Below are 20,738 nucleotides of genomic sequence, written 5' to 3'. Positions count from 1 at the left end.
GCCCACAAAGAATAAAAGAGGTGCATATGGCAGGTTTCGACAAGCGCGTGAGTTCCTACGAGGAAGCCCTTGCAGGTCTTGAAGACGGCATGACCGTGATCGCCGGCGGCTTTGGCCTGTGCGGGATCCCGGAAAACCTCATCGCCGAGATCAAGCGCAAAGGCACACGCGACCTCACCGTGGTTTCCAACAACTGCGGCGTCGACGGTTTCGGCCTCGGCGTGCTGCTGGAAGACCGGCAGATCCGCAAGGTGGTGGCCTCCTATGTCGGCGAGAACAAGATGTTCGAGGAGCAACTGCTCAGCGGCGCTATCGAAGTGGTCCTGACCCCTCAAGGCACCCTCGCCGAAAAAATGCGTGCTGGCGGCGCCGGCATTCCCGCTTTCTTCACCGCCACCGGCGTCGGCACTCCGGTTGCCGACGGCAAGGAAGTTCGCGAATTCCATGGCCGCCAGTACCTGATGGAAGAATCCATCACCGGTGACTTCGCCATTGTCAAAGGCTGGAAAGCCGACCATTTCGGCAACGTCATCTACCGCCACACCGCCCAGAACTTCAACCCGCTAGCCGCCACTGCCGGCAAGATCACTGTGGTCGAAGTCGAAGAAATCGTCGAACCCGGCGAGCTGGACCCGGCGCAGATCCACACCCCTGGCATCTACGTCGACCGGGTCATTTGCGGCACGTTCGAGAAGCGCATCGAACAGCGCACCGTGCGTAAGTGATCCCCTGCCCCCGGACCGAATGAAGGAATAACAACAATGGCACTTTCCCGCGAACAAATGGCTCAGCGCGTCGCCCGCGAAATGCAGGACGGCTTCTACGTGAACCTGGGCATCGGCATTCCGACCCTGGTCGCCAACTACATCCCTGAAGGCATGGAAGTCATGCTGCAGTCGGAAAACGGCCTGCTGGGCATGGGCCCCTTTCCTACTGAAGAAACCATCGATGCCGACATGATCAACGCCGGCAAACAAACCGTGACGGCACGTATCGGCGCGTCGATCTTTTCCTCGGCCGAGTCCTTCGCGATGATTCGCGGTGGTCATGTCGACCTGACCGTGCTGGGCGCCTTTGAAGTAGACGTGCAAGGCAACATCGCCTCGTGGATGATTCCCGGCAAACTGGTCAAGGGCATGGGCGGCGCCATGGACCTGGTGGCCGGTGCAGACAACATCATCGTTATCATGACCCACGCGTCCAAGGACGGTGAGTCCAAACTGTTGTCCAAATGCAGCCTGCCGCTAACCGGCGCCGGTTGCATCAAGCGTGTGCTGACCGACCTGGCCTACCTGGAAATCGAAAACGGCGCGTTCATTCTCAAGGAACGCGCACCGGGCGTCAGCGTCGAGGAGATTGTCGCCAAGACCGCCGGTAAACTGATCGTGCCGGATCACGTTCCGGAAATGCAGTTCGCTGCCCAGTGAGGAACCATTCCATGCAAGAAGTCGTCATTGTCGCCGCCACCCGTACCGCCATCGGCAGTTTCCAAGGTGCTCTGGCCAACGTGTCCGCGGTTGACCTCGGTGCTGCGGTGATCCGTCAGCTGCTGGCGCAAACCGGCCTGGACGTTGCTGAAGTCGATGAAGTGATCATGGGTCAGGTGTTGACCGCTGGCGCCGGGCAAAACCCTGCGCGCCAGTCCGCGATCAAGGCCGGCCTGCCGTTCACCGTGCCTGCGTTGACCCTGAACAAGGTCTGCGGCTCGGGCCTCAAAGCGCTGCACCTGGCCACTCAGGCGATTCGCTGCGGCGATGCCGACGTGATCATTGCCGGCGGCCAGGAAAACATGAGCCTGTCGAATTACGTCATGCCGGGCGCTCGCACCGGTCTGCGCATGGGTCACGCGCAAATCGTCGACACCATGATCAGCGACGGCCTGTGGGATGCGTTCAACGATTACCACATGGGCATTACCGCCGAGAACCTGGCCGAGAAGTACAGCCTGACTCGCGAGCAACAAGACGCCTTCGCCGCGGCCTCCCAGCAGAAAGCCACGGCCGCCATCGAAGCCGGGCGTTTTGCCGATGAGATCACGCCGATCCTGATTCCTCAGCGCAAGGGCGATCCGCTGTCCTTCGCCACCGATGAACAGCCGCGTGCCGGCACCACCGCTGAAGCGCTGGGCAAACTGAAACCGGCCTTCAAAAAGGACGGTTCGGTGACTGCCGGTAACGCCTCGTCCCTGAACGACGGTGCCGCCGCCGTAATCCTGATGAGCGCGGAAAAGGCCAAGGCCCTCGGCCTGCCCGTGCTGGCGAAAATCGCGGCTTACGCCAATGCGGGCGTTGACCCGGCGATCATGGGCATCGGCCCGGTGTCGGCCACTCGCCGCTGCCTGGACAAGGCAGGTTGGTCCATCGACCAACTGGACCTGATCGAAGCCAACGAAGCCTTCGCTGCGCAATCTCTGGCGGTGGCCAAGGATCTGGAATGGGACCTGAACAAAGTCAACGTCAACGGCGGCGCTATCGCCCTGGGCCACCCGATCGGTGCGTCGGGTTGCCGGGTGCTGGTGACTCTGCTGCATGAAATGATCAAGCGTGACGCCAAGAAAGGCCTCGCCACCCTGTGCATCGGTGGTGGTCAGGGCGTGGCACTGGCGATCGAACGGGCGTAAAGCGTTCAACAGACGGCGCGGGGACCCACGAATATCCGTTCGCCGTCTGGCAATACACCCGGTGCGACTCACGTCGCACCGGGTCCTACAGTCAGTCATAAATCTACGCTGCGCCGCATACTTTGTAGCAGCTGGCGAAGCCTGCGTTCAGCTGCAAAGCAGTCGTCAAACCTGAGCACGCGGTCTGCCTGAAACACCCTATCGTCGGATTTCACGACTGCTTCGCAGCCGAACGCAGGCTTCGCCAGCTGCTACGCCGAGTGCGGTGAATGAAGAGTCAGGCAAATTTCACCAGATTCAGCACCGGCAGCGGACCGCCTGGAAACTGCACCAGCCGCGCCCCGACGCTCAATTCCCCAAGATCAATCCCGAAGAAGCCCAGCTGTTCGATCAGCGCCGCCACTTGAGCTTTCGCATCGGCATCATCACCCGAGAGAAACAGCACCCGCCGCCCGCCCTCCGCCGCCGGATCGCTTTCCAGAAAACGCGCCTGAAGGTGATTGAACGCCTTCACCACCCGCGCACCGGGCACCCATTCGGCAAACACTTCACTGGACATTCGCCCCTGCAAATCCACGGCCTTGAACGACGGCGCCTCGATTGAGTTGTTGGCGTCGATGACAATCCGTCCGCCAAAGTCCGGCAGACCGGCGAGCGCGGTTGGCAACTTCGACCAGTTGACCGCGACTAAAACAATGGCTTGTGCGGCGGCCTCCTCGCGGGTTCCGGCACGCGCCGTTGGCCCGAGTTCTTCCACCAGCGAGGCCAGGCTTTGCGGGCCATGGCTGTTGGCGATAACCACTTCAATGCCTTGACGCGCCAGTGCTCTGGCAAAAGCTGCGCCGATTGCGCCGGCGCCGATGATTCCGATGGTGCTCATGGTTGTTCACTCCGAGGGTTGTCGTTGGCGTGAATACTGCGCTTGCCATTAGTGTTTGATTAGCGGGTAATGCCTTGAATGATCTTCAAGCATGACTAGCAGGTGCCTGCCATGGAAACCCTCGCCAACCTCGAATCCTTCGTCCGCAGCGCCGAGACCTGCAGTTTTTCCGCCGCCGCACGGGTGCTCGCGCTGACCCCTGCCGCTGTCAGCCGCAACGTGGCCATGCTCGAACGCAACATCGGCGTGCGGCTGTTCCAGCGCTCGACCCGCAAGCTGTCCCTGACCGAAGCCGGGGAACGCTTTCTGACGAGTATCGGCGGCAATCTGGAAGCGTTGCAGACAGCGATCAGCACGGTAAGCAGCGACCAAGGCGAGCCGGCGGGCGTGCTCAAGGTCAGCCTCGCACCGACGTTTGGCATCGGTCATGTATTGCCGCTGCTGCCGGCGTTCCTGGCGCGCTACCCGCTGATTCGCCCGGAATGGCACTTCGAAAACCGCCCTGTGGATTTGATTGCCGAAGGGTATGACGCGGCCATTGGCGGCGGCTTCAAGTTGACGCCCGGGGTGGTGTCGCGGACGTTGGCGGCGGCGCATGTGGTGGCGGTCGCCTCTCCCGCCTACCTCGCAGGACGCAGCCTGCCCGACAGTCCGGCAGACCTGTCCGGACACACCGGCATTGTGATGCGCGGCACCCGCACCGGGCGGATTCGCCAATGGCTGATGCACGATGGCGCAGGCAACGAAGCACCGGCCAATCTGAATGAAAACATTGTGCTCAATGATCCGGCCGCCATGCGCGAAGCAGCGATACTCGGCCTGGGCGTGACGCTTCTTGTGTTGCCGGATGTGCTGGCGAATATCCAGCGTGGCGAACTGGTGCGCCTGCTGCCCGATTGGCACGCCGACGCGGGACCGATTTCGCTGTATTACCCAAGCCGGACGTTGATGCCGGCCAAGACTCGGGTGTTCATCGACTTTGTGGTCGAGGCGTTTCAGAGGGAGACCGCGTAATCGTTCTTCGCGAGCAGGCTCGCTCCCACAGTTGATCTGCGGTGAACACTAAATCTGAGAGCCCCCAATCCCATGTGGGAGCGAGCCTGCTCGCGAAGGGGCCCGGTCAGGCAACGCAGCTTCAGGCTCAGGCTACGAACTGCAGGATCAACCAGCTATTCGCCCCGCTTATCACCACAAACAATCCCCACACGAGCACCCGCGTCGGCCACCGATTCACCAACGGCCCCATGAGCGTGTGGTCGTTGGTCATGCGAATCAGCGGATACAACGCAAACGGCAACTGCAGACTCAACACCACCTGACTCAACACCAGCAGCTTGCCGATCGCATTGTCGCCCATCAGCCAGACGCCAATGAACGCCGGGATCAGCGCCAGCCCGCGCGTGAGCAATCGCCGTTGCCAGCAAGGAATCCGCAGGTTCAGGAAGCCCTCCATGATCACTTGCCCGGCGATGGTCCCGGTGAAGGTCGAGCTCTGACCCGAAGCCAGCAACGCGACGCCGAACAACACACTGGCCAGCGCCCCGCCCACCAATGGGTCGAGCAGGTGATAAGCGTCCTGGATATCGACCACGTCGGTATGCCCGGTCTTGTGGAACGCCGCCGCGGCGAGGATCAGGATGGCCGCGTTGACCAGCAACGCCAGGGCCAGAGAGCCGATGGTGTCGATGCGCGCCAGTTTCACCGCGTCCTGCTTGCTGGCCAGGTCCTTGCCAATCATCCGGGTCTGCACGATGGAGGTGTGCAGGTACAAGTTATGCGGCATCACTGTGGCCCCGAGAATACCAATGGCCAGGTACAGCGGCGCAGCATCACCGATGGCGGACAGTGACGGCGTGAACCCCCGGGCGACGTCCGGCCAGTAGGGTTTGATCAGCAGCAATTCAACGAAGAAACACACGCCGATGGTGCCCACCAGCACCAGCATGATCGCTTCGAGTCGGCGGAAGCCACGGTTTTGCAGGGCCAGCACCAGCAAGGTGTCGAATGCCGTGAGCGCGATGCCGAAGGTCAGTGAACAGCCCAGCAACAAATGGAACGCCAGGGCGCAGCCGAGCACTTCGGCCAGGTCAGTGGCGATGATCGAGATTTCCGCCAACACCCACTGGGTCCGTGCGGTCCGCGTGCTGTAGCGCTCCCGGGACAACTGCGCCAGATCACGCCCGGTGGCGATGCCCAGGCGCGAACACAAACACTGCACCACCATCCCCGCCAGACTCGCCAGCAGCACGACGAACAACAAGCTGTAACCAAACCGCGAGCCAGCTTCGATGGCGGTCGCCCAGTTGCCCGGGTCCATGTAGCCGATGGACACCAGCAAGCCAGGACCGGCAAAACGCAGCATCCGGTTGAAGAACGAGGCGCGGGGATCGACGGCAACGCTGCCGGCCACTTCCGGCGGACAGAACGGCGCCGTGGCGGTTTTGGGCAAACTGAATTTCACGCAAACATCCAGAAACAAGTGGGAGGGAGGCAGCTTAGACGTTTCGTCCTGAGCCCCCAAGGGGCAGTAACTTTGTATACAAAATCTTGCAATCCATAGAGCAATCCACCGCCTGCAATGCTAACGTTGCCGCCTCACTCAGGTCGGAGGTGCGTGCGTGCTGCTACTCAAACTGCTGGTTATCCCAGGATTTCTCTTGCTGATTTCCCTGGCCGGTAAACGCTGGGGACCGAGTGTCGCCGGTTGGCTGTCGGGGTTGCCGGTGGTGGTCGGGCCGATTCTGTTCTTTCTCGCCATCGAACAAGGCGAAGTGTTTGCCGCTCAATCGGCGACGGCAGCGTTATCGGCGATGTTCGCGATGATTGCCTTTTGCGTGACCTACGCTCAGGTTGCACAACGCGCGAAGTGGCCGTGGGCGCTGGTGATTTCACTGTTGGTCTGGGCCACGGCGGCCGTTGTGCTGTCGTTGATTCCGCCGTCCCTGGTGTTCTCGGTGATCGCCGCCGCGACCGCCCTGCTGGCAGCACCGTATCTGTTTCCCTCGGTACAGCCAATCGTTTCAGGCCCGGCGCCGAAGTCCGACAAACTGCTGCTGCGCATGATTGCCGGCGCCCTGCTCACCCTCGCGGTCACGTTGTTGGCCAGCACCGTTGGCGAGCGCTGGAGCGGCCTGCTCGCCGTGTTCCCGGTGCTGGGCAGCGTGATGGCGGTGTTCTCTCAGCAAACCCGCGGGCCCGCCTTCACCGCTGCATTGTTGCGGGCCACCGCGACCGGGATGTATTCGTTCGCCGCGTTTTGCCTGGTGTTGGCGCTGGCCTTGCCAGGCATGGGTTTGAGCGCGTTCGCCCTGGGTGTCGCAGTGTCAGTGGGGATGCTCGGGGTGACCAAGCGTTTGTTGGCCAAACCGGTGAGCGTGGCACCAGACGCTGGACGTACGGCGATCAAACGCTAAGCTGCTCGATGTCATCGGGCCAGGATGGTCGACAACACGTTCGATATTTTCGAACGAGTAAAGCAAAAAGCTCGCACGTCATTCGAACAGGTTTACTTCAACATCAGCCTCAGTTCAAAACCAATCACTGACTGAGGCCAACACCATGAAGTTCTTTTTCCACCCTTCGCCGAACCCGATGAAAGTCGCCCTGCTACTCGAAGAGCTGCAAACGCCCTACGAATTGATCGGCGTCGACACTTTCAAGGGCGAGCAACACCTGCCAGCCTTTTTGGCAATCAACCTGAACGCCAAGGTGCCAGCCCTGGTCGATGGCGACGCTACTGTCTTCGACTCCCAGGCGATCCTGCTGCATCTGGCGCAAAAACATCAGCGCTTCCTGCCGACCTCCGTGGCCGGGCAAGCCGAGCTACTGTCCTGGCTGATGTTCATCGCGACAGGGCTGTCACCATTTTCCGGCCAGGCGGTGCATTTCCTGCACCACGCACCGGAAGACCTGCCTTACGCAAAAAACCGCTACCTCAAGGAAGTCGAACGCCATTACCGCGTGCTCGATCAGCGACTGGCCGACCATCAGTACCTGGCCGGCGACACCTACAGCATCGCCGACATGGCGCTCTGGGGTTGGGCCAATTACGCGCCGTACATCCTCGGCGAGAACGGTCTGGCGGCGTACCCGAACGTCAAGCGCCTGTTCGATGACATCAGCGCCCGTCCAGCCGCCCAGCGGGCCCACGGTCTTAAAGAGAAACTGGTGCTGAAGGCCGAGTTCGACGAAGAAACCCGTCGCAATCTGTTCCCGCAGAACCAGGCGCAGTAACCCGTTCACAGCATTCGAAGGTGATGAAATGAGTGATCAAGTCGCGTTTATCGTTTACCTGCCGGCCAAACCGGAACGTTTCGCCGAAATGAAAGAGCGGCTGCTGGACGTGGTGCACCAGATGTCGGCCGAGCCGGACTTCGTCAACACCTGGGTTCACCAACTTCAGGACGACCCGAACACCTTGGTGCTTTACGAAACCTGGAACTGCAGCAAGGACGACTTCATCACGCGTCACCTGAGCAAGCCGTATCGACAAGCGTATGAACAACTGCTCCCGCAGTTGCTGGTCAGCGAGCGTCGCATTGAATTTCTGGATGTGATCAAGAGCTATCCGGTGCGACGTGAGGTCTGAACGGACCTTCCAGCGTGACCACGAGCCGCGTGAATGCTGCTAAACAGCGAGGGCGCAAGCGCCCTCGCTACCCGCCTGGCGACTACCCAGGCTTGTGGTTGTCCAGTAATCGATTGACCGCTAACTCACCCAACATGATGACCCGTTGCAGCACCAGCATCGTTTGCCGTCGTGGGCCGTCCGTTAAGTCGGTGAGATCGTTGACCATGGCGCTGGCTGATGCCAACGATTCGCAGGCCTCGACGAGCAACGTTTCGTCATCCACCGCTGCGTCGATGGTGAAAATGGTGCTGGGCTTGCGGGGCGGTATCTGCGTTTTCGACGCCCCGGGGTCGAGGTAGAAGCTGAGTGCGCGGTCGGCCGCCTCTGTCATTTTCTTGGGGTCAAGATCACGAAAGACGTCGTAGGGTACCGGACGGGTATTCGGGGGATTCGGCGTTACTTTGAACATAGATCTGATTTCCAGAGTTGGGGCCGCTACCGCTCTCGACTAAAAGAGGGTGGCGGCTGTACGCAGGTTAGTCGACCGGTGGAATCAGCAAGCCCGGCGCGCCCAAGGGCGCCCTGCGCACAACCACCATCAAGTACAGGCATAGAACGACCTGACTGAATGGCGCTTATGCACCTTACCGATAACCACCGGGCGACTAAACCCGACCACTGATGAGCAGTGGCAGGTAAACGATAGAGGCCGGGGTCAAAGCGCACAAGCCAGCGGATTCTGGCGTACGCGTAGGCAACGACGCAAGGCGTTGTAGCCGTTAGGACGTAACAGCGGGTGTCTTTAAACGCGTCCATTAAACGCATGAAGGCGTTCAAAAAATTGAGGAGGCGTCCGACATTTTTTAGGGGTTGGCTGTCGCAAGCGAGAGGTTTAGTGTGGTGGCGCCCAGCAGGTAGAGAGATGGGGCCACGTGGTACTTGGCTGGGTGCGCATCGACACCCACGGCAGTGAGCCACCTACCGATTAGACTGCTAGGTATTGATCCCGGAGGTCACTATGAGCGCCGAACTTTCCCCCATCGTTTCAGAGTTTGAAACCGAAGAGCAAGCCGCCAGCTACGACCGTTGGTTGCGTGCCAAAGTGCAGGCGTCGCTCGATGATCCACGCCCGAATGTCCCACACGATCAGGTAATGGCTGATATGCGATCCCTTCTCGAAGCCAAGCGCACTAAGCGCGATGCTGGTTGAGTGGCGGCGCCGAAGCACGGGCTGAACTGTGGCACCAGCTTCACCCAACAGTGGTTGGTTGGAGCGGGTCCATAAGTAGCCATAGGTAATTGCGCCGGCCAAAGGAACATGACCATCCGTTAGACCGCGCTGGAATGCGCCGCAACCTCCATGGGATGATCGCCCCCTCACCGCGAGACCGACCATCCCCTGGAGTTTCTGAATGTCATTGTTGAGTAAAAAAGCCGTTGTCCTGTTGTTGACGGCTGTTGCCAGTCTGGGAGCGTTGAATGCGCAGGCCGCCAAAGCCACTGCCAGCGATACCGCGCCAGCACAGAAAGTCTCGATGCTCGGCGGCAAGTTCACGTTCAACCTGCCTAAAGGCTTCGTCGCCAACCCGTTGCCTGCCGGCGACGCGGCCACCGGCACCGCCGGGGCAACGGGCACCATGTACACCAATCAGGCGACTAAAACCGTCGTGATCGCCGCTGAAAATACCATTTCCGGCGGCCTCAACGTCAAAGACAACGACGGTCAATTCCTCGACTCCGCGGCGTCCGACTTCGCCACCGCACAAGCCACGGCGCTGCCGGACTTCACCAAACTCAGTGAAAAAAGCCTGACCCAGAAAGGCACCGGCCTGGGGTTGCGGCAGATCGACAGCACCGCCACCCAGGGCGGCGGCAAAACCCTCGACACCACAGTGATAGCCGCGTCCAACACGCGCATGGCGATCGTTCAGGTGATTTCCCGCCTCAGCGACAATGCTGGCCACGAGACGCTGGTCAAACAGATCGTCTCCGGCAAGTAACAATCAGCGATTGAGGCGCTGCAACCAGGCGCTCAAGTCCTGCATTTCGACAGCACTGATGCTGTGACCAATGCCAGGGTAGGCATGAAATTCAGGCTTGAGTGACAGGCTCTGCAACAGGCTGTCGGCGTCCGTACCGTCAATGTACGGAAGGCGTTTATCCGCCGTGCCATGACCGATGAAAATCGCCAGCTTCTGGCGTTTTTCATCCGGTTTCAGTTCGGACCTGAGCACCGGCAAAATCCGCCCGCTCAACGCCGCAATCCCGCCCACCGCCTCTGGGTGACGCAGGGCCACCTCGTACGACATGATTGCGCCCTGGCTGAAACCCACCAGGAACACCTTGTTCGGTTCGGTGTGATATTTCTTCGCCGCTTGTGCGACGAAATCCTGCAGCACCTGGCCGCTGGTCTTCAGATCATCGGTCTCGCCGTCGTAGGCAGCGTTGCCCTTCTGGCGAAACCACTTGTAACTGTCCTCCTCCATCACCATCGGTGCGCGTACCGACAGGTAGTTGTATGACGCGGGCAGTTCATCCTTGATGTCGAACAGGTCCTGCTCGTTACTGCCGTAACCGTGGAGGAAAATCACCAGGGGCTGATTGCGCGACTCGGGGTTGGCCTGCTCCAGGTACTTGAGCGGCAGATCGGTTTGCAGCGGGGTTTGAGCGTGGACGGCGGCGGACGCCAGGAGTGTCAGCAGAGCGAAAAACTTCAACATAAACCTTCCTTCACAAGTGCAGGATTCGGGGCAGAGCCTAACACTGTGAAGCTTGCCGGGGGATTCTGGGTGTTGCTGATGCCGCCATCGCGAGCAGGCTCGCTCCCACACTAGATCTCCAGTGTTCACACGATCCCTGTGGGAGCGAGCTTGCTCGCGATGAGGCCCTAAGACGCTACGAAGACTCCTCGGTTAATCATTGATGAGTTTTCCAACCCGAATCGGCTCGCGCCCCGCGACCTTCGCCTGCCAAGTGCCCGGCTGCGTATAGCGCCCGCGATCAATCGCAAACAACACCCCACTGGTCCCGGCGCAAACCGTGGTAACTCGATCATTCAGCGGGTCGACCACTTCGAACAGCGCATCACCCTTCTCCACCCACTCACCCGAATCGCGCAGGAAACTGACGACCCCGTGATGCGGTGCGAACAGGTATTGGGTGCCTTCGAACGGCATGCCTTCGCAGCATTCGCTCGGTGCCGCGGGCCAGGTGCCTTTGATGAAACCCTGCTCGGCGAGGAAGCCGAGAATCGCCTCGCAATTGGCCTGAGCCTGATCGACTCGCGTATCACCCATGCTGCCCAGCTCCAGCGTCGTCGCCAGGTTGGCCGGCGGGATCGCGGCCTCAGGGAAAGCCCTGGCCAGACGCAACCACGGCGTTGAACACGACTCATCGAATGAGCTGCCGCCGGAGTCTTCACAGAGCAACGCCACCCCAGCCTTCAAACGCGCCGCCAGGGATTGCCACTGCGGCCAGTGTTGCGGCAAGGCATACAGATGAATCGCCGCGTCGAAATCACAATGCAGATCGAGGGTGATGTCGGCCTCACAGGCGTGGCGCAGCAGCAAGCGGTGCATGGCTTCGAGCTGCGAGGCCGGTGCCGGCAGGCCGTCGAGTACCTGGCCCATGGTCTGGCGAATCAGCGCAATGTTGGCAGCCGCATCATTGCCCAAGCGATCACCGATCAACTCGCCCACCGGTGCGCTGAGTTCGACGAAGGAGCGGTTGAAGTTCTTGCCGCTGCCCAGCTCGAAGCGGCCCATGTGGCTGCCTTGCAGGTGTTGATCGAGGCCGATGGGATTGGCCACCGGGACCAATTCGATCACGCCCTGCAACTGGCCCTGGGTTTCAAGTTCTGCAAGACGCTTCTTCAGTTCCCACGCCGTGCGCATGCCCGGCAGTTCATCAGCGTGCAGGCTGGCCTGGATGTAAACCTTGCGAGTGCCCGCGCCATAACGAAACACGCTGAGGGTGCGTTCGGTGCCCAGGTGGCTCCAGGGCAGTGAATGATCGATGCGTTGCATGGGGTGCTCCTGTGTTCGCGTGCTGCGCAGAATAAATCATCAAGGCATAAAAAAAGTGGCAACCGCGTCAACGGTTGCCACTTTTTTGAACGGCGTGATTACTGGCCGTAAACGTCAAAGTCGAAGTACTTGTCTTGCACTTGCTTGTACTTGCCATTGGCGCGGATTTCGGTGATGGCGGTGTTGAATTTCTCTGCCAGGGCGGTATCGCCCTTGCGCACAGCAATACCGGCGCCGCCGCCGAAGTACTTGGCGTCTTCGTAGGTTGGGCCTACAAAAGCGAAGCCTTTACCGGCGTCGGTTTTCAGGAAACCGTCGTCCAGGTTGACCGAGTCGGCCAGCATCGCGTCGAGACGACCGGCGACCATGTCCAGGTTGGCTTCTTGCTGAGAACCGTAGCGAACCAGATTGATACCGGCTGGCACCAGTACTTCAGTGGCGAAGCGGTCATGGGTACTGGCGCGCAGCACACCGACTTTCTTGCCTTTGAGTTCGGTCAGCGGGTCTTTGATGTCGGTGCCTTCCTTCATCACGAAGCGCGCCGGGGTGTGGTAGTACTTGATGGTGAAGTCGACGTTCTTTTTGCGATCGTCGGTGATGGTCATGGACGACAGGATCGCGTCGATTTTCTTGACCTTCAGGGCCGGGATCAGGCCGTCGAACTCCTGCTCGACCCAAGTGCACTTCACTTTCATCTGCTCGCACAGCGCGTCGCCGATGTCCACGTCGAAGCCGGTGAGTTTGCCATCAGGGGTTTTCATCGAGAATGGCGGGTAACCGGCTTCGATACCGAGGCGGATCGGCTTGGCGTCTTCGGCCACAGCCGTCAGGGACAACATCGACAGTGCCAGGGCACCGAACATCACTAGCTTCTTCATTTATAACTCCTGTGTGCGGAGGCTTTTATTGGCAGCTTTCGATTGGCTTTCGGTAGGTGAAGACCGAAGTGGCCGGCAGTCTAGAGCGGCTCAAGGAGGGCAAATTGTGTTTAAGCGACAAATAGTTATAGAAAAGTAGCCGGCAGATTCAAGTCCCTTGAAGCGTGCGCCAAGCCAGTGCAAAGACTGTAGGACAAGCCCTTTTTTCAGACAAAACCTACAAGCAAAAACTACAAGAGAGCCCTTATGCCCACGTTGAACCTGATCCAGCACCACCCCGCCGAAGGTCCCGGCGCCATTGCCACGTGGGCTGCGTCCCGAGGTTTGACCCTGAACGTGTTTCGCGCCGACCTCGGCCAGTTGCCGCCAGTCAGTGCAGCACCGGTGATTCTGTTGGGCGGGCCTTATGAGTCCAACGGTGGGCCGGCCTGGCTGGAAGCCGAACGCCAGTGGTTGGCGGGCAGCCTGGATCAAGGCGCGCCGGTGTTTGCGATTTGTCTGGGGGCGCAGTTGCTGGCGCTGAGTCTGGGCGGGAATGTGCGGCGGATGGATCGAACTGAAACCGGTTGGACCCGCGTGACGTTCATCGATGGTCAGCATCTGAACGTGCTGGAATGGCACGAAGACGCCATCGACCTGCCGCCAAACGCGCAGTTGCTGGCCCGCAGTGATCAGTGCGAGCAGCAGATGTATCGCGTCGGGCCGACGCGGGTGGGTTTGCAGTTCCATCCGGAGTGGACGGCTGAATCGGTGGCGACGCTCAATGAACACTTTGGCGACGAGTCACCACTGCCCCGGGGTCAACAGGACAGCGCCGCCTACGCAACCGTGTTCGAGTGGTTGCAGGCGACGCTGGATGGGTGGTGGTCAGCACTCACAACCGATCACGGCACTCACTGACTGTTGCACCCTCACACTCAACTCAAACCCTTCATCCAGCCACCCGGTCACCCCGCCGATCATTTCCTTGACCGGGTAACCCAGCGCCGCCAGTTTCACAGCAGCCTTGTTGGCGCCGTTGCAGTGGGGCCCGGCGCAATACACCACGAACACGCTGGTTTTCGGGTAGGCCGCCAGACCTTCAGCGCTCAGCAGTCGCCCCGGAATATTGATCGCTCCCGGCACATGCCCACGCTCGAACGCGAGCGGGCCGCGCACGTCCACCAGGACAAAATCCACCTCGCCGGCCTGTTGACTGCCGTGGACGTCGGAACAGTCGGTTTCGAAGGTCAGACGGTTGCTGAAATGCATCAGGGCGATGGCCGATGGGGCGGCGGGAATCTCGCGGACCAGGCTGGTCATGGGTTGTACTCCAAAGTCTGTGTGGGTGTGAGAAGACTTTATCCGCCCGATGCTTGCGGCTACAGTGGCGCACAAGACACTCACCGGGAACTTTCCGCCAAATGCAACCCACCCCTGGATTGGTCGCGATTCTGGCCTACGACGGCCTCTGTACGTTCGAGTTCGGCATCGCCGTGGAGATCTTCGGCCTGGCACGTCCGGAGTTCGACTTCCCTTGGTACGAGCACCGGATTGCCGCCGTGGATCAAGGCCCGATGCGTGCCATGGGCGGCATTCAGGTGCTGGCCGATGGCGGCATGGAACTGCTCGAAGAAGCCCGGACCATCATCATTCCCGGCTGGCGTGATCGCAGCGCCCCGGTGCCTGAGGCATTGATCGCGGCCCTGCGCCAGGCCCATGCGCGGGGTGCGCGGCTGCTGTCGATCTGCTCGGGCGTGTTCGTGCTGGCGGCCACCGGTTTACTCGACGGTCGCGGCGCCACCACGCACTGGCGCTACACCGCTGAGTTGGCTGAGCGTTTTCCGAACATTCTGGTGGACCCGGACGTGCTCTATGTCGATTCAGGTCAGCTGATCACCTCGGCCGGCAGTGCTGCTGGCATCGACGCCTGTCTGCACTTGGTGGCGCGGGACTTCGGTACGCAAGTGGCCAACTCGGTGGCGCGGCGGCTGGTGATGTCGCCGCAACGCACCGGAGGTCAGGCGCAGTTCATTCCGACACCGGTCAGTCCTACGCCGCGTAGCGATTTGTCCCGCGTCATGCAGTGGGCACGCGAGCGTTTGCACGAACCGCTGGAGGTTCGCGAGCTGGCGAGTGAGGCGGCCATGAGCGAACGGACGTTTCTGCGCCGCTTCACTGAAGCCACCGGCATGCCGCCCAAGGCGTGGTTGCAGCATGAACGGCTGGGCCGGGCTCGGGAGCTGCTTGAGAGTACGAGCCAGAACACCGACCAGATTGCCCAGCGCTGCGGTTATCGCTCGGTGGAGAGTTTTCGAGTGGCGTTTCGCAGTGTGGTCGGGGTGCCGCCGTCGGTGTATCGGGAGCGGTTTGGGCGGGAGGTTAAAGCAATAATTTGAGGTATGTTTTAGGGCCTCATCGCGAGCAAGCTCGCTCCCACATTAGACCGCATCCGTCCAGACAACTCGGTCAACTGTGGGAGCGAGCTTGCTCGCGATGAGGCCAGCCCTGACACCGCTACACTCAAGGCTTACGCAACAAATAGGTATCCATAATCCACCCATTCTCCAAACGGGCCGCCTTACGCACCCGTTCGATCTCATCCGCCACATCCTTGAGCTTGCCGCTGATCAGGATTTCATCCGGCGTCCCCAGGTAGGCCCCCCAGTAAATCTCTGTCTCCTGGTCCGCCACCCGATGGTAGGAATCTTCTGCATCCAGCATCACCACCAGGCTGTCGGCATCGCTCACCTGCCCCGCCGCCAGCCGCCGACCCGTGGTGATTTCAATCGAGCGGCCAATGCGATTCAGCGGCACCTTATGCTGCGCCGCCAATGCCTGGACACTGGTGATGCCGGCGATCACTTCAAATTCGAAGACGCACCGGCCTGAGGCCAGAATCGCCTGCAAGATCCGAATGGTGCTGTCGTACAACGCCGGATCGCCCCACACCAGAAAACCGGCGCACTGGTCGTCAGTCATTTCCTCGCTGATCAACCGTTCGAAGGTCTGCTGCTTGGCCAGGTTCAGGTCTTCCACGCTGGCCTTGTAGTCCACATCACCGCGTTCGCGCTCCGGGCTGTGGGCTTCGACGAAGCGGTAGTCGCGATCGGTGATGTAGCGCTCGCAGATCTCGCGGCGCAGGTCGATCAGTTTGTCTTTGCTCTGGCCTTTGTCCATGAGGAAAAACACGTCGACGAGGTTCAGCGCTTTCACGGCTTGCATCGTGATGTAGTCGGGGTTGCCGGCGCCGATGCCGATGACCAGAAGTTTTTTCATCAACGTGTTTCCTCAGGGGCCGTGCCCAGCAAGCGTAGGCGCCAGCGGCCGTTGAACCGCAACTCGATGGCCGACAGCGGTTCAACATCGATCAGGTTGAACGCTACGCCTTGCAGCACCTGCATCAGCGCGGCGCGAATGACAAACGGATGGGTGATGGCAACAATGTGCCCCGGTGTGGCCTCCAGTGTTTTCAGCCAAGCGGCCACCCGCTCACAGAGTTGCACCACCGACTCGCCACCGTGGGGTGCCGAGCTTGGGTCATCGAGCCAGATCTGCAACGCTTGGGCTGCGGTTTTTTGCAGATCGTCGATCCGCGCGCCTTTCCAGAGCCCGAAATCGCAATCCCTCAGTGCCTCGACAATCTCCACGTCGCTGCCGAACAGCTCGGCGGTTTGCCGGGTTCGCAGTTCAGGTCCACACATCAGTCGCGGTGTCCCCTTGAACTGAGCACGACGCGATCCCCTTGCCGATTGCCAATCCATCTCTATGGGTTCATTCGTAGGAAAACACGCCAATTTTTGTGCGACGGTTCGAGCGTGGCACATCAGGGTCAAACGGGTCGCCTGCACGAAGGATCACTCTGTCGATGGAAATTGAAAACGGCGTCACACCGCGAATTATTGCCAATTGTGCCGTAAGAAGCGCGATCCAGGGCGTTTCGTTTGATCCAGCAAACACAGGTCCTGACTCACACGCACCTGAAAAAAACGGCGATATCCGACACCACTATGGGCGATGACCTACAAGCTCAGTCGACTTCTGTGTAGCCCAAGCCCCACGGGGTTTTCGCCCTGTTTTGGGGCTTTAAAAAACCATGAAAAAATTCACTAGACATGTTGAGTCCACTACATAAATACTGTTTTAGCAATTTATGAAATGAAACCGACATATCCATCCAGCAGGAGCCCGGATGCCTTCTCTCAGAGACCTGATCACCGATCCCGGCCTGGACCTTACGCCGTCGGAACGCAAAGTCATCCGTGCCTTGCTGGACCAGTACCCGCGTAACGGACTGGGCCCGATGTCACGTTTGGCCGAACATGCCGGTGTCAGCGATCCCACCATCGTGCGACTGGTCAAGAAACTGGGTTTCAGCGGATATGCCGATTTCCAGGATGCCCTGCTCAGCGACATGGACCACCGCCTCCGTTCCCCCAGCACCCTGTTGCAACCTCGTGCTCATCTTCAGAAAGGCGACGCCTGGAGCCAATATCTGGCGCACAGCCATCGAGCGCTGGTGGACACCCATGCTCTGACCCAACCCGAAGATGTGCGGATTCTGGTGGAATGGCTGCTCGACACCCGCCATCAGGTGCATTGCTTCGGGGGGCGCTTCAGCAGTTTCCTCGCCAATTACTTGCTCAACCACCTGCACCTGCTGCGTCCGGGCTGTTTCGCCCTGGAAGACAACGCGCAACTGCCCGACCGATTGTTCGACGTGCAGCGTCAGGACGTGGTGCTGGTGTTTGACTATCGCCGCTACCAGTCACAAGCCCTGCGCGTGGCCAATGCGGCGAAAAGTCGATATGCACGCGTGGTGTTGTTCACCGACATCTATGCTTCACCGTTGCGGGAAATGGCCGACCTGATTATCAGTGCGCCGGTGGAATCGTTGTCGGCCTTCGACTCCCTGGTTCCGGCGCTGGCTCAGGTCGAGGCGCTGATTGCCTGTCTGACCCTGCGCAGTCCGGATCTGGCTGATCGCCTGGAAGGCATCGACGCCCTGCGGACCCACTTCGACACCCACCTGCTGGAGGATAAATAAGGATGTTCACGCTCCCCCACCACTCGCCTCGGGATTTGCCATTCGTCACCGATCACACCGCGCTGTTGCTGGTGGACATGCAACGCGCCTGGCTTGAGCCGCAGTTCGACCCGCACCTCAACGGGCCGGACGCCGAGTACTTCCTGACCCGCACCCACATGCAGGTGGTGCCCAATCAACGCCGGTTGCTCAGCGCCTTTCGCAGCGCCCGGCAAAACGTGCTGCACACGATCATCGAAAGCCTCACCACCGATGGCCGCGACCGCTCGCTGGACCACAAACTCTCGGACATGCACTTGCCCAAGGGCAGCCAGCAAGCGCGGATCATCGACGACCTGACCCCGGCAGAAAACGAAATCGTGCTGCCCAAGACCTCGTCCGGGGTCTTCAACTCCACCAACATTGACTACGTGCTGCGCAACCTCGGGACGCGGCACTTGATCATCGCCGGCATCGTCACCGACCAGTGCGTGGACATGGCCGTGCGTGACGCCGCCGACCGCGGTTATCTGGTAACGCTGGTGGAAGATGCCTGCGCGACTTACACACCCGCGCGGCATCAGGCCTGCCTGAATGCAATCAAGGGTTACTGCTGGATCACCGACACCCAGACTGTGCTCGGCCGGTTGCAGGAGATGCAGCCATGAGCGAGTACCTGTTGCCACTGCCCATGACCACCCTCGTCACCACCGACCTGATCGGCGTGACACGCGGGCGCTCCTTTCCTACGGACGAACTCGAGCACTATCAAAGGACAGGGTGTGGTTGGGTGCCGGCCAACAGCGCGCTGACCCCGCAAGACATCATCGCCTACGCCAACCCGTGGGGCGCTTATGGCGATTTGCGGCTGATGCCCGATCTGCCCAGCCGAGTGACGGTCAGTAACGGCCCGGATGCCAACGCGCCGGCGCTGGACTTCATTCACAGCGACATTCGCGAAACCGATGGCCGCCCGTGGGGTGCCTGCCCGCGTACGGTGTTGCGCAACGAGGTAGAGCGTTATCGCGCCGAGTTGGGCTTGCAGGTCAATGCGGCGTTCGAGCATGAATTCAACTTGAACACCGGCGACGTTGAACACCTGGCGTTTTCGCTGCAAGCCCAGCGTCAGGGTGCCGAGTTTGGCGGTTGGCTGCTCAGCGCCCTGCGTGCCGGCGGCGTCGAGCCGGAAATGTTCCTGCCCGAGTACGGCAAGCATCAATACGAAATCACCTGTCGCCCGACCCTGGGTGTGGCCGCTGCCGACCGCGCGGTGAACGTGCGTGAAATCACCCGCGAGATCGCCCGGCAAATGGGCCTGGCGTTGAGCTTCGCGCCCAAGACCTCGGAGCATGCGGTGTGCAACGGCGTGCACCTGCACGTCAGCCTGCTCGACCTGGCTGGCCAACCGGTGATGTACGACGCCGGCACCACCAATGGCTTGTCGACTCTCGGCCAGCACTGGGCCGCCGGCATCCTGCATCACCTGCCCGCACTCTGTGCGTTTACCGCGCCGACGCCGGTGTCCTACGAGCGTTTGCAGCCTCATCACTGGAGCGCGTCCTACGCGTGCCTCGGGCAACGCAACCGCGAAGCGGCGCTGCGAATCTGTCCGACAATAAGCCTGGGCGGCAAATCGGTGGCGTCGCAATACAACCTGGAATTTCGCGCCATGGACGCCACGTCCTCACCGCACCTGGCCATGGCCGCGCTGCTGATTGCCGGTCGGCTGGGCATCGAGCAACGCCTGGCCTTGAACGCAATCACCGATGAAGTCCCCGACGCCCTGAACGAAGAACAACGCCAGGCGCGCGGCATCGTCGCCCTGCCCGCTTCCCTTGCCCAGGCCCTGGATTGCCTGCGCAACAGCGAGGCACTGATTGAAGCCCTGCCGAGCGCGTTGCTGGACACCTACTTCGCCCTTAAAACCGAGGAACTGACGCTGACGGAACAGCTGTCGTCCGCCGAACGCTGTGAACACTATGCGCGCCTGTACTGAATCTGCTGAGCTCGGTCTTTACACCGGGCCCGCGTATACCCTGAGTCGGGAAGACTCCGATCACCCGTTGATTCTGGTGTGCGAACACGCCAGCCGTTTTATTCCGACCGGGTTAAATGACCTGGGCCTGAGTCACGAGGCGGCCCGCGAGCACATCGCTTGGGACATTGGCGCCCTGGCGCTGGCCGAGGGCTTGTCCCGAGCATTGGGCGCAACCCTGTTGGCGGCCAATTATTCGCGACTGTTGGTCGATCTCAACCGACCGCGCCAAGCGCCGGACAGCATTCCGGCGCAGAGCGAAATTTATCAGGTGCCGGGCAACCGAGACCTGGACGAAGCCACCCGCGAGTACCGTCGGCAATCCCTGTTCGAGCCATTTCACTCGCGCCTGACAGACTTGATCGACGAACGTATCGCTCAAGGACGACCGGTGCGGGTGGTGGGGGTTCACAGCTTCACGCCGGTCTATCACGGCCAGCCCCGCGTGCTTGAAGTTGGCGTGTTGTATAGAGAGGCCAAGGAGTATGCCCAGCGATTGATCGATGGTTTGAGCCAGCATCCGTTGAAAGTTGCCGGTAATGAGCCGTACAAAATCAACCCGCTGGGCGACATGACCGTGCCGGTCCACGGCGATGCACGCGGCCTGGAATCGGTGTTGATCGAGGTGCGCAACGACCTGCTGCGCACGCCTGAAGACGTCAATCGCTTTACCGAATACCTGGCACCGCTGTTGTAAAGCAATTGCTTCAAACTCGCAGTGTGTA

General features: G+C 60.6%; 24 protein-coding genes. 15 read left to right on the top strand and 9 right to left on the bottom strand.

Annotated features, from left to right (window positions below; genetic code table 11):
- Positions 1 to 26 precede the first annotated feature (26 nt).
- Genes ACYZTZ_RS08870 through ACYZTZ_RS08860 form a run of 3 tightly spaced genes read left to right on the top strand, consistent with a single transcriptional unit; the run spans position 27 to position 2,620 of the window.
- A complete protein-coding gene (locus ACYZTZ_RS08870; RefSeq protein WP_223433480.1) occupies positions 27 to 725 on the top strand; it encodes a CoA transferase subunit A in 699 nt (232 codons plus the stop codon).
- Positions 726 to 761: 36 nt separating this feature from the next.
- The gene (locus tag ACYZTZ_RS08865; protein WP_010455523.1) at positions 762 to 1,427 is read left to right on the top strand and encodes a CoA transferase subunit B; all 666 of its coding nucleotides are present in this window, start codon (positions 762 to 764) and stop codon (positions 1,425 to 1,427) included.
- A gap of 11 nt (positions 1,428 to 1,438) precedes the next feature.
- Entirely contained in the window at positions 1,439 to 2,620 is a 1,182-nt protein-coding gene (locus ACYZTZ_RS08860) for an acetyl-CoA C-acetyltransferase (protein WP_461997881.1), read from the top strand.
- A 277-nt stretch (positions 2,621 to 2,897) separates the two neighbouring features.
- Here ACYZTZ_RS08860 and ACYZTZ_RS08855 read toward each other — a convergent pair whose 3' ends face one another.
- Positions 2,898 to 3,500 (bottom strand): NADPH-dependent F420 reductase, encoded by a 603-nt coding sequence (locus ACYZTZ_RS08855; protein ID WP_461997880.1) that lies wholly within the window; start codon positions 3,498 to 3,500, stop codon positions 2,898 to 2,900.
- A gap of 111 nt (positions 3,501 to 3,611) precedes the next feature.
- Here ACYZTZ_RS08855 and ACYZTZ_RS08850 point away from each other — a divergent pair, with 111 nt between their 5' ends.
- Positions 3,612 to 4,514, top strand: coding sequence for a LysR family transcriptional regulator (locus ACYZTZ_RS08850; RefSeq protein WP_461997879.1), 903 nt, complete (start codon positions 3,612 to 3,614; stop codon positions 4,512 to 4,514).
- A 127-nt stretch (positions 4,515 to 4,641) separates the two neighbouring features.
- Here ACYZTZ_RS08850 and ACYZTZ_RS08845 read toward each other — a convergent pair whose 3' ends face one another.
- Complete coding sequence (locus tag ACYZTZ_RS08845; RefSeq protein ID WP_461997878.1) at positions 4,642 to 5,961, bottom strand: Nramp family divalent metal transporter; 1,320 nt, start codon at positions 5,959 to 5,961, stop codon at positions 4,642 to 4,644.
- A gap of 157 nt (positions 5,962 to 6,118) precedes the next feature.
- Between ACYZTZ_RS08845 and ACYZTZ_RS08840 the strand changes: the two genes are divergently transcribed.
- From ACYZTZ_RS08840 to ACYZTZ_RS08830, 3 genes are all read left to right on the top strand, one after another.
- Positions 6,119 to 6,913 (top strand): hypothetical protein, encoded by a 795-nt coding sequence (locus ACYZTZ_RS08840; RefSeq protein ID WP_461997877.1) that lies wholly within the window; start codon positions 6,119 to 6,121, stop codon positions 6,911 to 6,913.
- A gap of 145 nt (positions 6,914 to 7,058) precedes the next feature.
- Positions 7,059 to 7,733, top strand: coding sequence for a glutathione S-transferase family protein (locus ACYZTZ_RS08835; RefSeq protein ID WP_461997876.1), 675 nt, complete (start codon positions 7,059 to 7,061; stop codon positions 7,731 to 7,733).
- 28 nt (positions 7,734 to 7,761) lie between these two features.
- A complete protein-coding gene (locus ACYZTZ_RS08830) occupies positions 7,762 to 8,088 on the top strand; it encodes a putative quinol monooxygenase (RefSeq protein ID WP_461997875.1) in 327 nt (108 codons plus the stop codon).
- A gap of 82 nt (positions 8,089 to 8,170) precedes the next feature.
- On the opposite strand, the gene ACYZTZ_RS08825 is transcribed toward ACYZTZ_RS08830, so the two are convergent.
- A complete protein-coding gene (locus ACYZTZ_RS08825; protein ID WP_461997874.1) occupies positions 8,171 to 8,539 on the bottom strand; it encodes a DUF6124 family protein in 369 nt (122 codons plus the stop codon).
- Positions 8,540 to 9,088: 549 nt separating this feature from the next.
- Here ACYZTZ_RS08825 and relB point away from each other — a divergent pair.
- Both relB and ACYZTZ_RS08815 read left to right on the top strand, forming a co-directional pair.
- Positions 9,089 to 9,280, top strand: a complete 192-nt coding sequence (gene relB / locus ACYZTZ_RS08820) for a type II toxin-antitoxin system RelB family antitoxin (protein ID WP_461997873.1) — start codon at positions 9,089 to 9,091, stop codon at positions 9,278 to 9,280.
- Between the two features lie 202 nt (positions 9,281 to 9,482).
- The gene (locus ACYZTZ_RS08815) at positions 9,483 to 10,070 is read left to right on the top strand and encodes a DcrB/PsbP domain-containing protein (RefSeq protein ID WP_461997872.1); all 588 of its coding nucleotides are present in this window, start codon (positions 9,483 to 9,485) and stop codon (positions 10,068 to 10,070) included.
- 3 nt (positions 10,071 to 10,073) lie between these two features.
- Here ACYZTZ_RS08815 and ACYZTZ_RS08810 read toward each other — a convergent pair whose 3' ends face one another.
- The 3 genes from ACYZTZ_RS08810 to ACYZTZ_RS08800 all read right to left on the bottom strand — a co-directional run bounded on the left by ACYZTZ_RS08810 (position 10,074) and on the right by ACYZTZ_RS08800 (position 12,973).
- Positions 10,074 to 10,790: an alpha/beta hydrolase gene (locus ACYZTZ_RS08810; protein ID WP_461997871.1), complete on the bottom strand. Its 717-nt coding sequence runs from the start codon at positions 10,788 to 10,790 to the stop codon at positions 10,074 to 10,076.
- A 192-nt stretch (positions 10,791 to 10,982) separates the two neighbouring features.
- Positions 10,983 to 12,095: a succinylglutamate desuccinylase/aspartoacylase family protein gene (locus ACYZTZ_RS08805; protein ID WP_461997870.1), complete on the bottom strand. Its 1,113-nt coding sequence runs from the start codon at positions 12,093 to 12,095 to the stop codon at positions 10,983 to 10,985.
- Positions 12,096 to 12,193: 98 nt separating this feature from the next.
- Entirely contained in the window at positions 12,194 to 12,973 is a 780-nt protein-coding gene (locus ACYZTZ_RS08800) for an ABC transporter substrate-binding protein (RefSeq protein ID WP_056746669.1), read from the bottom strand.
- 246 nt (positions 12,974 to 13,219) lie between these two features.
- Between ACYZTZ_RS08800 and ACYZTZ_RS08795 the strand changes: the two genes are divergently transcribed.
- Positions 13,220 to 13,873 (top strand): type 1 glutamine amidotransferase, encoded by a 654-nt coding sequence (locus ACYZTZ_RS08795; RefSeq protein ID WP_461997869.1) that lies wholly within the window; start codon positions 13,220 to 13,222, stop codon positions 13,871 to 13,873.
- Here the strand turns inward: ACYZTZ_RS08795 and ACYZTZ_RS08790 are convergent.
- Positions 13,841 to 14,275 carry a rhodanese-like domain-containing protein gene (locus ACYZTZ_RS08790; RefSeq protein WP_095131252.1) on the bottom strand — a complete coding sequence of 145 codons (435 nt, stop codon included), beginning with the start codon at positions 14,273 to 14,275 and terminating at the stop codon, positions 13,841 to 13,843. The genes ACYZTZ_RS08795 and ACYZTZ_RS08790 overlap by 33 nt on opposite strands.
- A gap of 101 nt (positions 14,276 to 14,376) precedes the next feature.
- Here ACYZTZ_RS08790 and ftrA point away from each other — a divergent pair, with 101 nt between their 5' ends.
- Positions 14,377 to 15,351 (top strand): transcriptional regulator FtrA, encoded by a 975-nt coding sequence (gene ftrA, locus ACYZTZ_RS08785; protein WP_461963521.1) that lies wholly within the window; start codon positions 14,377 to 14,379, stop codon positions 15,349 to 15,351.
- Positions 15,352 to 15,475: 124 nt separating this feature from the next.
- Here the strand turns inward: ftrA and cobF are convergent, their stop codons facing one another.
- Complete coding sequence (gene cobF / locus ACYZTZ_RS08780) at positions 15,476 to 16,231, bottom strand: precorrin-6A synthase (deacetylating) (RefSeq protein ID WP_461997868.1); 756 nt, start codon at positions 16,229 to 16,231, stop codon at positions 15,476 to 15,478.
- Positions 16,231 to 16,803, bottom strand: a complete 573-nt coding sequence (locus ACYZTZ_RS08775; RefSeq protein ID WP_461997867.1) for a histidine phosphatase family protein — start codon at positions 16,801 to 16,803, stop codon at positions 16,231 to 16,233. The genes cobF and ACYZTZ_RS08775 overlap by 1 nt, the downstream gene beginning before the upstream one ends.
- Before the next feature lie 341 nt (positions 16,804 to 17,144).
- Between ACYZTZ_RS08775 and ACYZTZ_RS08770 the strand changes: the two genes are divergently transcribed.
- Genes ACYZTZ_RS08770 through ACYZTZ_RS08755 form a run of 4 tightly spaced genes read left to right on the top strand, consistent with a single transcriptional unit; the run spans position 17,145 to position 20,710 of the window.
- Complete coding sequence (locus ACYZTZ_RS08770; RefSeq protein WP_461997866.1) at positions 17,145 to 17,999, top strand: MurR/RpiR family transcriptional regulator; 855 nt, start codon at positions 17,145 to 17,147, stop codon at positions 17,997 to 17,999.
- A 2-nt stretch (positions 18,000 to 18,001) separates the two neighbouring features.
- The gene (locus tag ACYZTZ_RS08765; RefSeq protein WP_461997865.1) at positions 18,002 to 18,646 is read left to right on the top strand and encodes a cysteine hydrolase family protein; all 645 of its coding nucleotides are present in this window, start codon (positions 18,002 to 18,004) and stop codon (positions 18,644 to 18,646) included.
- On the top strand, positions 18,643 to 19,974 hold the full coding sequence (locus tag ACYZTZ_RS08760) for a glutamine synthetase family protein (RefSeq protein ID WP_461997864.1): 1,332 nt from the start codon (positions 18,643 to 18,645) through the stop codon (positions 19,972 to 19,974). The genes ACYZTZ_RS08765 and ACYZTZ_RS08760 overlap by 4 nt, the downstream gene beginning before the upstream one ends.
- Positions 19,958 to 20,710 carry an N-formylglutamate amidohydrolase gene (locus tag ACYZTZ_RS08755; protein ID WP_461997863.1) on the top strand — a complete coding sequence of 251 codons (753 nt, stop codon included), beginning with the start codon at positions 19,958 to 19,960 and terminating at the stop codon, positions 20,708 to 20,710. Before ACYZTZ_RS08760 ends, ACYZTZ_RS08755 begins: the two co-directional genes overlap by 17 nt.
- Positions 20,711 to 20,738: the final 28 nt, after the last annotated feature.

It is taken from the genome of Pseudomonas sp. LB3P58, assembly GCF_054897895.1.
The sequence above is the reverse complement of the archived record's forward strand: the minus strand, read 5'-3'. Positions and strand labels throughout refer to the sequence as shown.